We start from the raw sequence: 14845 nt of genomic DNA, 5'->3' as shown, positions 1-14845 counted from the left end.
TTTTTGAGTGAAATTAGTAAAGAGTAATTAGTGATTAGCACTTTTTGACTATTTACTAATTACTATTCACTTGTTACTATTTATAATTTCTTGCCGCAATTTTAATAAACTCATACTTTAATTCTTCTTTGTGCAGCACTTCTTGGCTGATATCATTTCCTTTGTATTCCCATGCGCCCACAAAGGAGAAGTTTTTGTCATCACGAAGTGTTTCGCCTTCGCTGTCTTGGTATTCTTCACGGAAGTGACCACCACACGATTCGTTACGTTGAAGTGCATCCATTGCCATAAGTTGTCCTAAGTCAATCAAATCGGCTACCCTAAGTGCTTTTTCAAGTTCAGGATTTAATTCGTCATTACTGCCCGGAACATAGACGTCTTTGTAGAATTCTTCTTTTAATGCTGCTATTTCTTCAATAGCTTGTTTTAATCCTGCTTCATTTCTTCCCATTCCTACTTTGTTCCACATGATTAAGCCAAGGCGTTTATGGAAATGATCTACAGATTTTGAGCCTTTATTATTGATGAATTTTTCGATAGTTGAAGCAACTCTATTTTCGGCATCAGCAAATTCTTGTGTATCGGTAGAAATTTTACCTGTTCTAATTTCGTCTGCCAAATAATTAGAAACAGTATAAGGTAATACGAAATAACCATCGGCTAAACCTTGCATTAAAGCCGAAGCTCCAAGTCTGTTTGCACCATGGTCTGAGAAATTAGCTTCTCCAGCTACAAAACATCCTGGAATAGTGGATTGTAAATTATAATCTACCCAAACGCCACCCATAGTGTAATGCACTGCTGGATAAATTTTCATAGGGGTTTCATAAGGGTTTTCATCAGTAATCTTTTGATACATTGCAAAAAGATTTCCGTATTTTTCCTCTAGCCATTGCTTACCTAATTTGGTAATTTCTTCTTGGCTTGGATTATGATTTCCTTTAGCGTAAGCCGCTTGTTTTCCTTTCGTTTGAATTTCGGATGAGAAATCTAGATATACACCTTCATTGGTATCGTTTGCCTCAATGCCATGACCTGCATCACAAACTTCTTTAGCTGCTCTTGAGGAAATATCTCGTGGTGCTAAATTTCCGAATGAAGGATATTTTCGCTCTAAGAAATAATCTCTATCTTCTTCTGCAATTTGTGTTGGTTTTAATTTTCCAGCACGAATTGCTTCGGCATCTTCTTTTTTCTTTGGTACCCAAATACGTCCAGAATTACGAAGCGATTCTGACATCAATGTCAATTTAGCTTGGTTGGTGCCATGAACAGGAATACATGTTGGGTGAATTTGAACAAAACACGGATTAGCAAATAATGCACCTTGTTTGTGAATTTTCCAACTAGCAGTAACATTACAACCCATTGCATTTGTAGATAAGAAATACACATTTCCATATCCACCAGAAGCAATAATTACAGCGTGTGCAGAATGTCTTTCTAATTCGCCAGATATTAAGTTACGAGCAATAATACCACGCGCTTTTCCGTCTACTTTTACTAAGTCGAGCATCTCGTGACGGTTAAACATTTGAACTCTACCTAATCCTATTTGTCTTGAAAGTGCAGAATAGGCACCCAATAATAATTGTTGGCCTGTTTGTCCAGCGGCATAAAATGTTCGTTGTACTTGTGTTCCACCAAATGAACGATTGTCAAGCAATCCGCCATATTCACGTGCAAAAGGCACACCTTGAGCCACACATTGGTCAATTATATTTGATGAAACTTCTGCTAATCGATGCACATTGGCTTCTCTAGCTCTGTAATCACCACCTTTTATTGTATCATAAAATAAACGGAAAGTACTATCACCATCGTTTTGATAATTTTTGGCAGCATTAATTCCACCTTGAGCCGCAATAGAATGTGCTCTTCGTGGTGAGTCTTGGTAACAAAACGCTTTTACGTTGTAGCCCATTTCGCCTAATGAAGCCGCAGCAGAAGCACCAGCAAGTCCTGTTCCTACTACTATAATGTCGATTTTTGGTCTATTATTTGGAGCAACGAGCTTTAAATGGTCTTTGTGATTCGTCCATTTTTGTGAAATATGTCCTTCAGGTATTTTAGAGTCTAATTTCATAATATATTGTTTTTCACTAATGTGTGAGAATAATTATTTTAATAAAAAATGAATGTAAAGCGGAATAATGGCAAATAGAATTGGAACTACTATTGCAAACGCTTTTCCAAATAATTTGATTTTAGGCATCCAAGAGGAACTGTTTAGACCCATAGATTGGAATGCACTTTGAAAACCATGCAATAAATGAAATCCTAAAACTGCCATGGCTAAAAGATATAAAATAGTGAAAACCAAACCTTCATTTGGTATAACATTAAATAACTTCCCTTTACTTTTAAAGAAGTCAACCGTTAATTTGTATAAATCTTTATAACCTTCACCAACTTTAACTTTAGCTTGCGCATTATAAAAATCGGTTCTGTTTTCGATATAATTTGGAACGCCACTTTTTAATGCCTCTTCTCTTGATTTTGCTACTTGTGCGGTTGGCATATAACTGCCATTCGTTAGAAGGTAAAGATCTTGTTTTTGACCCATTACTTCTACAGTTACTGTATGTAATGGTATATTTTGATCAAAATGCATTTTTGCCCAAAAATTAACCATATGTGTCACAATAAATACCAAAATAAGTGTACCCAAAACGGCCATGTTTCTTGATGCAAAACTGCTATTAGCACCTGGATTACTTTTGGCGTAACCAATTGGTCTGGCTTTAATGTTTTGATAAGTTAAAAGAAATCCGTCAGCGGCATGAAAGAGAATTGAAACATAGGTTAAATATGAAAGGAGTTTAACCGCCGGATTTGTCGTCATAAATAACGCATACTTATTAAAGTTTAACGCATTATCAGGAACTAATAATTGCAAGTTTCCAGCAAGATGTCCAGTCAAGAATAAGCATAGAAATAAACCTGTAAGAGCCATCCAATATTTTTTTGCGATTGATGACTTTAAGAGTGCAGATTTTGCCATAAGTTGAATAATTAATTTAAAAAAGACGTACAAAAATAGTCTTAATTGCAAATAACCACAACCTTTTCGAACTAATTTATAATCATTTTAATATGAGTTTAACATTTGTTGATTATCAATTAATTGAAATGACAATTTTTGTTTTAAAAAGATAAAATAATTTATTTCACATAAGTTGGGATCAATCCGCGTAGTCCCATATCGACAACATTTTCACCAATAGATGGTTCATATTTTCCGTCAGCGGTAATTTCATGCCATTCAAAACTGTTGTTTATAGAAAGTGATAATGTAATGCTTACATCTAGTGTTTCATTACCATTAATGACTAAATTATTGGAGAAATTTCCAGTCACAACACATGAACCTTGGGGAATTGGTGAAGTTGATGCAATTGGATTTGGAACTGTAGTAGCGTTTGCAGGCGCTTGTCCTGAAGAAGAATAGGGCTGATTATTTAGTCCAAAAGCCCAATACCCTTGTGCTTTATTACCGTTTACCGGAAAAATATTGTTCCCAATATTAAAAGTACTAATATAAGTGTTGAACCCAACAAAACTAGCAATAGTTCCAGTATGATCAACACCTTGATGACGAATACTAATTTGATAATTTTGATACGATAAAGAAACTCGCATCCATTGATAACTTCCAGCGGCAACTTGACTCAATGGAATTTTTAAAAAAGTTTCACCTTCGGCAACGATTTTTGACTGACTAAAATCTATTGCACTAGCACCACCAGTATTAGTTTCCGGAGCATGATATACAATAGTTCCCTGACCTATTTGGGTATTCGCATTGGGTGCTAACTCAACATAATGAGCAGAAATGGAGTTGAAAATTGGTGATTGAGCAGCATTTCCAGCAGGGATTGTTGATGGTTGACCTAGGTTATTTAATCGAGTTTGATTTTCATCAAATTTAAATTTGATGATTAACATTGGTTCTTCATTTGAAGAATTATCATTACTACACGAAAAGAACGAAATTGTAGCAGCTGTAAATAGTAATAGAATAATTAATTTTCTCATTTTGGTTTGGTTTCAAAACATAAGACGAAATCAATATGTTTTTGTTACATCTTCATCTATAACGAGAATATAATCACCTTTAGTATAATTATCAGTAAGTATTTTTTCTATATCTTTTTGCTCAACTGTGGAAATGGTAATGATATCAAGAGTTGGCAATGTTTTTTTCAAGTACCAATATATTCCTTCATAACTGTCAGAATGATACGTTCCGTTATAATGAATGAAAACAGAATTGGGTTGTAAATTCTTTTCAATAAAATAAGCCATAGTGGCATCTTTTATGGCTTGTGCCTTGGGCATATTTGGACTAGTATGATCTCCCATCATCTTCATCATTTCGACATAACCGGGTAAAGTAGCATCATAAAGAATGGGCAATGGTGCTATCCAAGTTTTCTCTTCATCGGTTAAATTATCCAGCGCTTCAAACCCTTTTTTGGAAACTAAAGAAGCATATCGTCTTGGGATATTTGTAGCAATGAAAGGCAATTTGTTTTCTTTGGCAAAATCTACTAGTGGTTTATAATCGGTTTTATAATTAGGCCAAAGTCGGGCAGTGGTGTCCAATTGCTTCTGATTGATTTCTCCTTTAAGATAAAGGTCTAATAGTTTTTGGTTATCAGCTTCTATCATTTCTGCACCAAGAACCAAAGCTTTCTTTTCGGCTAAATCTTTGGTTAATTCAAGTTGAAGCCAATGAACAATTGCGTTGTTATGATACTCACCAAATAAAACCACTTGTGCTTTTTCGGTTGCTTTCAATAATTTTCCATAAGAAACTTTATTTCCTTTTTTGTCGAAAAGTTGGTAGGGCTTTTTTTCTTGAGCCGATAAAACAAAACAAATCAAAAATGAAATGAATAATGAAACCTTTTTCATGGGATGAATTTTGCCTAAAATTATTCATTAATAGTTGAATAAAAAAATGTGAGCAAAAAAGATTATTTTTGATAAATATAATTTCGAATTGTCTAACTATCCAATAATCTAACAATCTAAAATGAAATACCATCAAATCGACCGTCAACTGTTCATCAAAAACAGAGCAAAGTTTGTAGCACAAATGAAACCAAACAGCGTGGCTGTTTTTAATTCTAATGATATTTATCCCGTTTCTGCAGATTCGTCTTTGCCATTTGCACAACACCGCGACATCTTTTATTTAAGTGGAGTAGACCAAGAAGAAAGCATCCTGTTACTTTTTCCTGATGCGCCATATGAACATTTGAAGGAGATTTTATTTTTGAAAGAAACCAACGAGCATATTGCCATTTGGGAAGGTGAGAAGTTAACCAAAGACCGTGCATTTGAAGTTTCGGGCATCAAATCGGTGATTTGGTTGCAAGATTTTCATAAAACGTTGAAAGAGGTTATGGCGTATGCCGAAACGATTTACATTAACACCAATGAACATTATCGTGCAACGATTGAAACAGAAACCCGCGAAGCCCGATTTGTAAAATGGTGGAAAAATAATTATCCGGCGCATAAAGTCGAAAAATCAAATCCTATTTTGCAACGTCTTCGGTCAATAAAAGAAAGCGAAGAAATTGATTTAATTCAAAAAGCTTGTGATATTACTGAAAAGGGTTTTCGTAGAATTCTAAATTTTGTGAAACCAAACGTGATGGAATACGAAATCGAAGCTGAATTTGCGCATGAATTCCTGAAAAATCGTTCCAAAGGTTTTGCTTATACGCCAATAATTGCTTCGGGAAATAATGCGAATGTGTTGCATTATATCGAAAACAACCAACAGTGTAAAGCAGGCGATTTGATTTTGCTAGATGTTGGTGCTGAATATGCTAATTATTCTAGTGATATGACCCGAATGGTTCCCGTTTCTGGACGGTTTACAGAGAGACAAAAGGAAGTTTACAAAGCGGTGTTGCGCATAAAAAACGAAGCGACCAAAATGTTAACAGTAGGCAATCTTTGGAAACAATACCATGTTGAAGTGGGCAAAATTATGACTTCAGAATTATTGGGTTTAGGACTTATTGACAAAGCCGATGTGCAAAACGAAAACCCCGATTGGCCAGCGTATAAAAAATATTTCATGCACGGCACATCGCATCACTTGGGATTGGATACTCATGATTATGGATTACTCCATGAACCCATGCAACCCAATATGGTCTTCACGGTAGAACCTGGAATTTATATTCCAGCCGAAGGTTTTGGCATTCGTTTGGAAGATGATGTGGTGATACAAGCCCAAGGCGAACCTTTTAACCTGATGCGCAATATTCCTATTGAAGTAGAGGAGATAGAGAGTTTGATGAATTCTTAACCCTATTTTGTTATTCCGACGAAGGAGGGTAAGAGAGCTATACTCGAATTGGCGAAGCAAACTCGTCTTTATAAAAGAAGGTTAACGAAAGTGAGCCATTTTTTGTTTCAAGGTTCATTCCGAGGCACGAGGAATCTAATTATTTGAGTTTCCTTGTGCCTGGGATGACAAAAAGTAAAAATAATGGCAGAACACAATGAATTAGGAAAATTTGGAGAAGAATTAGCTGTAGAATTTCTGCAAAAAAACGGCTATGATATTCTGGAAATCAATTGGACTTTTCAAAAAGCGGAAATCGATATTATTGCGCAAAAAGGAACTATTCTAGCAGTGGTGGAAGTAAAAACGCGTTCCAGTATCGAATTTGGATTGCCACAAGATTTTGTTAAACCAAAGAAAATACAATTATTAGTAAAAGCGGTGAATGAATATGTAATTTCAAATGATTTAGAGGTCGAAGTTCGTTTTGATATTATTTCGGTTTATAAAGAAAATAACCAATTTAAAATCGAACATTTTGAAGATGCCTTTTTTTATTTTTAAAAAACAATTCTTAAAATTTTTAAAAAATATTTGTTTTAAATTGAATTTCAATAACTTTACACTGTATAAAATTATTTATCATGACTAAAAAATACCTACTGTTATCAGCATTGCTTTGTGTAAGTCATCTTTTTGCACAAAATAAGTTAGCCGTAAAGGTTTCGGAACTGCAGGGTTTAAAAGCAAATTTTAGACCATTTTCTGTGTTATCAGTCACCCAAAACACGATTAATCAAGAGGTAAACAAAGTTGTAGATGGTGCAACGTTGGCTACTCTTAATACTCAACAAGTAAATGAAATTGTTACAAATCAATACGGAACTATTGAGCTTGAAATTCCATATCAGAACCAAAGCATAGCCATTCTTTTGTATAAAGTAAATCCTTTTGCAGAAGGATTTCATGTGGATACAGATAAAGGAAAAAATATCAGCTATCAAAAAGGAGTACATTACAGAGGAATTATTAAAGGAGAAACAAATTCTGTTTCTTCATTCAATTTTTTCAACGGTGAATTTAACGGGATACTTTCGAGTTCTACATTAGGTAATGTAGTTGTAGGAAAGTTAGATAAAGTGAATAATCAAACGGATTATATTGTTTATTCTGATGCCAAAATGAAAGTGTTAAATGGCTTTGATTGTCATGTAGAAGAAAGTGGAAAATCAACTCAAACCGATGTTGAAGAAAATAGAAATGTGAATAGTGATCGATGTACAACTTTTTATTTTGAAATAGATAATAATTTATATGTTCAAAACGGAAGTAACTCAACGACTACTACCAATTGGATGACTTCGGTTTTTAATAATGTGCAAACTTTATTTGATAATGACGGAATTACAGTAGGATTAAAATCAATTTTTATATGGACTGAACAGGATCCGTATGAAGGAATCGGAACAGTTTCGAGTGATTATCTTTATACATTTCTTGATACTAGAGTTGTTTTTGACGGTGACGTGGGACAATTAGTTGGTATAGATCCAGGCGCATTGGGTGGCGTTGCTTTTCTAAACACACTTTGTACTCAAAATAATTATAGTTATTCAGATGTTAATTTTAGTTTTTCAACAGTTCCAACTTATTCTTGGACAGTTCTAGTAATATCCCATGAATTTGGGCATTCTTTAGGCTCGCCGCATACTCATGGCTGTTATTGGAATGGTAACAATACCCCAATTGACGGTTGTGGTCAGCAAGCTGGTTTTTTTGAACCAACTCAAACTTCCTGCCCCAATATTGGACCAATTCCGGCAACGGACGTAAAAGGAACTATAATGAGTTACTGTCATTTAATCTCGGGGGTTGGAATTAGTTTTAGTGAAGGATTTGGGCCACAACCATCGGCATTAATATTAGCCAATGTAAATAGTAAAACCTGTTTGAGTTTTGATTGTGCCACTAGCTGTTCCAATACGATTACTGAATTAATAATTTTAAACGAAACACCAACTTCTATTTCTTTAACTTGGTCAGACGCCGGAACCACAACTTCTTGGGAAGTGGCTTTAACGCCGTTTTCATCTACTAACGCACAATGGAATACAGTAACAACTAACTCCTATACAGCAACCGGACTTGAACCTAATACTTATTATAGGGTAAGAGTTAGACCACTTTGTGCCGGCGGTTTTGAACCCTCTAATAGGTCTACTGTGGCAGCCACTAAAGCAACAAATTTCTGTGCGAGTGTACCTTTTACAGATACAGGAGGGACAACAGGAAATTATACAGATAGGGAGTCTTGGGTAAGAACAATGACGCCAAATAATCCTGGGTTAAAACTAAGAGCTACTTTTTCAAGTTTCAATTTAGAAAACAATTGGGATTATTTATATATATTTGATGGGGCGGATGAATTAGCTCCTATATTAACACCAGATGGTTTGACAGGTACCACAAATCCTGGCGTTTTTAACTCAACAGCTTCAGATGGTTCATTGACTTTTATATTTTATTCAGACCAAGGAACAGTTGCTTCAGGATGGGATGCTACAATAACATGCACAGGAACTTTAGGAATTGAAGACAGTAATTATCTTGATTTTTCTTATTTTCCAAATCCAACAAAAGGGACAGTATCCATGTCTAGTAATGCTCAAATTACTGAAGTGAAAGTATATAATGTAGAGGGTAGATTGCTTTTCCAACAAAAGAAAAACGATTTGACTACTTCGGTAGATATTTCACAGTTTTCAACAGGAACTTATTTCTTTAAAGTGAGTTTCGGTGAATTGGAAAAGAATTTTAAAGTTTTGAAACTGTAATTAAAAAAATAAACCACATAGAAACATAGAGAAGAAGAGTTGGATAGACCAATTCTTGGTTTCACAAAGCTATGATATGCTATAGTAAAGTGAAACGTCTTTATAAATTTCAGAAAATACTATGTTTCTATGTGTTTGAAAAAAACGAATTAAAAACAACTTGTAAATTTTTTACTGTTTCATCAATTCCATAAACTCTAATGCTCTCGAAATGGATTTCACATTCTCAAAAGTCAAGAGCAAACGCAACCCATTTTTAGTTTCTTTCTCTTTCATTTTACAAATGTTTCCGTGTTGATGCACAAATCGTAACATCTGTCTAAATTGCTTTGAATTGTAATAATCCGAATGCTGATCGCCCACAAAATAACCAATTAGCTTTCCTTGTTTCATGATGATTTTTTCAATTCCCATTTGCACAGCAATCCATTTGATACGGATGCTATTGAGTAGTGCTTTGGCTTCTTTCGGCAATGGACCAAAACGGTCAATAAGTTTTTTTTCATATGCCAATAAACCTTCTTCCTCTTTAATAGTACCCAGTTCGTTATATAAATTCAACCGTTCGGAAATATTGTTGATGTAATCATCTGGGAACAGCAATTCAAAATCGGTATCAATTTGTAAATCTTTTACATATTCTTTATTTTCGTCTTCATCGTCATCTTGATACAATTCCTTAAACTCATTTTCTTTCAACTCTTCAATGGCTTCGTTCATTATTTTTTGATAGGTTTCAAAACCAATTTCGTTGATGAAACCACTTTGTTCGCCACCTAATAAATCGCCTGCACCACGAATTTCCAAATCCTTCATGGCTATGTTAAATCCGCCGCCCAATTCGCTGAATTGTTCCAATGCTTGAATTCGTTTCCGTGCATCTTCTGTCATCATCGAATAGGGCTGACAAATAAAATAACAAAATGCTTTCTTGTTACTTCTCCCAACTCTTCCTCTCATTTGATGCAAATCGGACAACCCAAAATTATTAGCATTGTTGATAAAAATCGTATTCGCATTCGGCACATCCAAACCACTTTCGATAATGGTTGTGGCTACCAAAACATCAAATTCACCATTCATAAAACCAAGCATTAATTCTTCTAGTTTGTTACCTTCCATTTGACCGTGACCAATGCCAACTCTAGCATCGGGAACTAATCGCTGAATCATTCCGGCAATTTCTTTGATGTTTTCAATGCGATTATTGATAAAGAAAACCTGTCCGTTGCGTTGAATTTCATACGAAATCGCATCGCGAATTAACTCTTCATTAAAACTTACCACCTGCGATTCTATTGGATAACGATTGGGCGGTGCTGTGGTAATAACCGATAAATCGCGTGCTGCCATCAATGAAAACTGAAGCGTTCTCGGGATAGGTGTTGCCGTTAAAGTAAGTGTATCAACATTGGCAGCAATGGTTTTCAATTTGTCTTTTACATTGACACCAAATTTTTGTTCTTCATCCACAATCAACAACCCTAAATCTTTAAACTTTACATTTTTGTTCACCAATTGATGCGTGCCAATAATAATATCCAATTTTCCAGAAGCCAATTCTTCCAATGTGATTTGCTTTTCTTTTGCAGTTCGGAAACGATTTAAGTAGCCCACACGAACGGGCATTTCCTTCAATCGTTCGGTAAAAGTTCTGTAATGTTGGTAGGCCAAAATAGTTGTTGGTACCAAAACTGCCACTTGTTTGCTATTATCCACCGCTTTGAACGCGGCACGAATAGCCACTTCTGTTTTTCCAAAACCTACATCACCACAAACCAATCGATCCATTGGCCGGTCTTTTTCCATGTCGGCTTTGACGTCTTGTGTGGCTGTAATTTGGTCAGGTGTATCTTCGTATATAAAGGAACTTTCCAATTCTTTTTGCAAATAACTATCGGGTGCGAAAGCAAATCCTTTTTCCAATCTTCGCTTAGCGTACAACTGAATTAAGTTGAAAGCAATGTGTTTTACTCGAGCTTTCGTTTTTTGTTTCAACACTTTCCAAGCATTGGAACCTAGTTTATAAATCTTTGGTGGTGTGCCGTCTTTTCCATTGTATTTCGAGATTTTATGTAGTGAATGAATACTCACATACACTATATCATTATCGGCATAAGCCAATTTTATAGCTTCTTGCGTTTTGCCTTCCACCTGAATTTTTTGCAAGCCACCATATTTTCCTATTCCGTGATCGATGTGGGTTACATAATCGCCAATGGAAAGTGAATTTAATTCTTTTAGCGAAAGCGTTTGCTTTTTGGAATAGCCGTTTTTGATGTTGAATTTATGGTAGCGTTCAAAAATTTGATGGTCGGTGTAGCACACAATTTGGTTTTCTTCATCGATAAAACCTTGGTATAATGAGGAAACAATGGTATGGTATTGTTTGCGAACGTTCTCGTGATTGACCTCATCAATAGATTCAAAAATATCATGAAAACGATTGGCTTGGGCTTCATTGGAACAAAACAAATAATTGGTATAACCATTAAAATGATTATCGCTTAAATTATTGAGCAATAAATCAAATTGTTTGTTAAACGAGGGTTGTGGTTGGATGTGAAACTCGAAAGATTTAGTGGTTTTAAACAACGGTTTATTAGACAATTCAATAATTGAAAAATTCAACGCTTTGCGCAAAAACCCTTCTTGATTTAAGAATAAATGTTCGGGTGCAGCGTGCTTAATGTCTTTTGAAAGTTTGTCAAAAGTTTCAATGGCTTTGCCAAAAAGTTTATCCAATTGCGAAGTTAAAAATTCTGCATTCTCAATACACAAGACGGTTTTATCGCTGATATAATCGAGGAAACTTTCTCTGTTTTCTTTTATGAATTTGTTCTCCAAATTTGGAATAATCGTAATCTTGGTTTGTTTTTCAACCGAAAGCTGTGTTTCCACATCAAAAGTTCTGATGCTATCGACCTCATTACCAAAAAATTCTATACGATACGGATTGTCATTGGAAAACGAAAACACATCTAATATTCCGCCTCTAACAGAGAATTCTCCTGGTTCGGTAATGAAATCTACGCGTTTGAATTCGTATTCAAATAGCACTTCGTTAATAAAATCGATGGAAACATTTTCGCCAACTGCAATTTTCAAGGTGTTTTTGTCGAGTTCTTTTCGGGTGACTACTTTCTCAAATAAAGCTTCGGGATAAGTCACAATTACGGCTGGTTTTTTTCTTGAATTAATTCTATTCAACACTTCGGAACGCAACAAAACATTTGCATTATCGGTTTCTTCTATTTGATATGGACGACGATACGAACTCGGATAAAACAGCACATCATTGGCACCAATCATTTGCTCTAAATCATTGAGAATATAAGCCGCTTCTTCTTTTTCGTTAAGAATTAAAAGGAATGGTTTTTCACTTTTTTTAAAAATGGCCTGAAATATAAACGATAATGACGAGCCCAAAAGGCCTTTCAACTGAATTTTGGTCAACGGAGTTTGCTCCGCCAGTTCGCTAACGCTCGTGCCAAGTGCATCAACAATTTGTTTGACTTTCGTTGCATGCAGATAGGTATTGTATAAAGCGTTTTGGCTCAAAGCTTATTGGGCTGGTTTTAAATTTGGACTGTTAGTAGGAATTGCTCTTGTGGTGTCTAACATTCGCAACATATCGCTTTCGCCATCTTCTATTTTAATGTTGCTTTTTCGTGTAATTTCATCGAGTTGAAATTGAAAGGAAGTAATCTCAATATTGGTCTCTTGTACTAATTGTACAATTTTTTTATCGGGAATTTGATTCAGGTGAATGTAAAGATTTATAGCATTGATTTTTGTATTTATGGCATCAATTCGGCTTTTGATTTCGGGTAAATCATAGTTTATCGGAATGTTATTGTGCAACTCCAACCCTTTTTTTGAAAGTTCTTTGGCTTTTTTTTGAAAAGCACCAATAGTACTTTTGGGTTTTTGTCCCAACTCGGTTAAAAAAGCCCTCCAAGCAGGCCAAGTTTTGCTAAGCGAACTTGAGGTTTCATTGATGGGTTGTGTGTTGAAGTTCCAACCTTTGTTGATGGTATTGAAAATGACTTCTTGCTTTTGAGCTTCTTTTTCTTGTGCCAACGCACGAATTTTTGGGTCTTCCTGGCACGAAGTAAGACACAATAAAGACAAAAGAAAAGTAGAAAAAGTGAATTTCATTACTATGAATTTAAGAAACAAAGGTACAAAGGTAAAAGTAAACTTTAGTATGAAGTAGTTAAAGTGGATGTAATTTTTTAAATTATTTTCGCCAATTTGAATTCACGAAAACGTTATCTTTACACAACAAATCAAACACACTTCATGAACCCAAAAATCCTAATCATTGGTGCTTGCGGACAAATAGGCACCGAGCTTACCAAAAAACTCAGAAGTATGTATGGCGTTGATAATGTCATCGCTTCCGACATTCGAAAGTTGAATATTGATATCGTTAACGAAGGTATTTTTGAAGTAGTTAATGCGTTAGATTACAACCAAATCGAGCATTTAGTAGAGCAATATCAAATAACCGATGTCTATTTGATGGCGGCTTTACTCTCGGCAACGGCAGAAAAAAATCCTGCTTTTGCCTGGGATTTGAACATGAATTCCTTGTTTCACGTTTTGAATTTGGCGAAAGCCAAGAAAATTAAAAAGATATTCTGGCCTTCGAGTATTGCGGTTTTTGGACCTACAACGCCACGAGACAATACGCCACAATATACCATCATGGAACCCACAACCGTTTATGGAATTAGCAAACAAACCGGGGAACGCTGGTGTGAATATTACCATAACATCTATGGAGTTGATGTGCGAAGTATTCGGTATCCGGGATTAATATCTTGGTCAACTGAACCTGGCGGAGGAACAACTGATTATGCAGTGGATATTTATCACAAAGCATTAAAAAAGGGAAACTATGAATGTTTCCTTTCAGAAAACACAGCGCTTCCTATGATGTATATGGACGATGCCATTCGTGCTACTATCGAAATCATGCAAGCCAAAGACGAAGACGTAAAAATCCGTTCTTCTTATAATTTAGCTGGTGTGAGTTTTACGCCAAAAGAAATTGCCGCAGAAATACAGCAACATATTCCGAATTTTAGCATTTCCTATAAACCCGATTTTCGTCAGAAGATAGCCGATAGTTGGCCTGCATCTATTGATGATAGTTCGGCACAAAAAGATTGGAATTGGAAACACAAATTTGATTTGGCTTCAATGACAGTTGAAATGTTGGAAAATCTTAAAAAGTAGTTGGCAGTTTTCAGTCTCAGTTTTCAGCTAATGGAACTTTTGAAAACTGCCTCTGAAAACTGCGACTGTCCAATGTTTACTTCTTCAAACTACTAATCAAAGCATCTTCTATTGGTGCTTTGATTTTTATGACATCATCCACATTATCATTGGGAATGGTCATGGAAAGGACATAGTGTTTTATTTTCCATTTTCCATTAATGAAAACGAGAACACCCGAACCACGGCATATTTTCATCTGAGTGTTTAGCAGCTCATCAAACCAAGCCATTTTTTTATCAGTACTAAAATAAATGTGTCTTTCAAGCGAAGTGAAACTCCATGCTTTTCCTTTATCAAAATAGGGTTTTGCAAATGCTTGAAAAGCGGGTTTAGTCCAATTTTCTGTAGCATCAGTTCCAATAAAGATGGAGTCATCGGTTAGTGCGTCAAAATAATTTACAAAATTAGC

General features: G+C 35.3%; 11 protein-coding genes. 4 read left to right on the top strand and 7 right to left on the bottom strand.

Features of this window, described 5'->3' with window-relative positions; all coding sequences use genetic code 11:
• Window positions 1-76: 76 nt before the first annotated feature.
• The 4 genes from ACK5ON_RS01950 to ACK5ON_RS01935 form a co-directional block, all read right to left on the bottom strand.
• Window positions 77-2086, bottom strand: coding sequence for a fumarate reductase/succinate dehydrogenase flavoprotein subunit (locus ACK5ON_RS01950; protein ID WP_409819361.1), 2010 nt, complete (start codon window positions 2084-2086; stop codon window positions 77-79).
• A gap of 33 nt (window positions 2087-2119) precedes the next feature.
• Window positions 2120-3004, bottom strand: coding sequence for a succinate dehydrogenase cytochrome b subunit (locus ACK5ON_RS01945; RefSeq protein WP_409819359.1), 885 nt, complete (start codon window positions 3002-3004; stop codon window positions 2120-2122).
• A gap of 161 nt (window positions 3005-3165) precedes the next feature.
• A complete protein-coding gene (locus ACK5ON_RS01940; protein ID WP_409819356.1) occupies window positions 3166-4038 on the bottom strand; it encodes a hypothetical protein in 873 nt (290 codons plus the stop codon).
• 30 nt (window positions 4039-4068) lie between these two features.
• Entirely contained in the window at window positions 4069-4920 is an 852-nt protein-coding gene (locus ACK5ON_RS01935) for a ChaN family lipoprotein (RefSeq protein ID WP_409819353.1), read from the bottom strand.
• 121 nt (window positions 4921-5041) lie between these two features.
• Here ACK5ON_RS01935 and ACK5ON_RS01930 point away from each other — a divergent pair, with 121 nt between their 5' ends.
• The 3 genes from ACK5ON_RS01930 (at window position 5042) to ACK5ON_RS01920 (ending at window position 9147) form a co-directional block, all read left to right on the top strand.
• Window positions 5042-6334 carry an aminopeptidase P family protein gene (locus ACK5ON_RS01930; protein WP_409819350.1) on the top strand — a complete coding sequence of 431 codons (1293 nt, stop codon included), beginning with the start codon at window positions 5042-5044 and terminating at the stop codon, window positions 6332-6334.
• 183 nt (window positions 6335-6517) lie between these two features.
• On the top strand, window positions 6518-6877 hold the full coding sequence (locus ACK5ON_RS01925; protein WP_409819347.1) for a YraN family protein: 360 nt from the start codon (window positions 6518-6520) through the stop codon (window positions 6875-6877).
• Between the two features lie 80 nt (window positions 6878-6957).
• Window positions 6958-9147 carry a M12 family metallo-peptidase gene (locus ACK5ON_RS01920; RefSeq protein WP_409819344.1) on the top strand — a complete coding sequence of 730 codons (2190 nt, stop codon included), beginning with the start codon at window positions 6958-6960 and terminating at the stop codon, window positions 9145-9147.
• A 171-nt stretch (window positions 9148-9318) separates the two neighbouring features.
• Here ACK5ON_RS01920 and mfd read toward each other — a convergent pair whose 3' ends face one another.
• Together mfd and ACK5ON_RS01910 are read right to left on the bottom strand one after the other, a co-directional pair.
• A complete protein-coding gene (gene mfd, locus ACK5ON_RS01915) occupies window positions 9319-12708 on the bottom strand; it encodes a transcription-repair coupling factor (RefSeq protein WP_409819341.1) in 3390 nt (1129 codons plus the stop codon).
• 3 nt (window positions 12709-12711) lie between these two features.
• A complete protein-coding gene (locus tag ACK5ON_RS01910; RefSeq protein ID WP_396174378.1) occupies window positions 12712-13308 on the bottom strand; it encodes a hypothetical protein in 597 nt (198 codons plus the stop codon).
• A 144-nt stretch (window positions 13309-13452) separates the two neighbouring features.
• Between ACK5ON_RS01910 and ACK5ON_RS01905 the strand changes: the two genes are divergently transcribed.
• On the top strand, window positions 13453-14394 hold the full coding sequence (locus ACK5ON_RS01905) for an NAD-dependent epimerase/dehydratase family protein (RefSeq protein ID WP_409819338.1): 942 nt from the start codon (window positions 13453-13455) through the stop codon (window positions 14392-14394).
• Window positions 14395-14470: 76 nt separating this feature from the next.
• Here ACK5ON_RS01905 and ACK5ON_RS01900 read toward each other — a convergent pair.
• The coding region (locus ACK5ON_RS01900; protein ID WP_409819335.1) for a nuclear transport factor 2 family protein at window positions 14471-14845 on the bottom strand (375 nt) is incomplete at its 5' end.

Origin of the sequence: Flavobacterium sp., from assembly GCF_046317795.1 — a bacterium.
Taxonomy (GTDB): Bacteria; Bacteroidota; Bacteroidia; order Flavobacteriales; family Flavobacteriaceae; genus Flavobacterium.
Note: the sequence above shows the minus strand (reverse complement) of the source record. Positions and strands in the feature narration are given on the sequence as shown.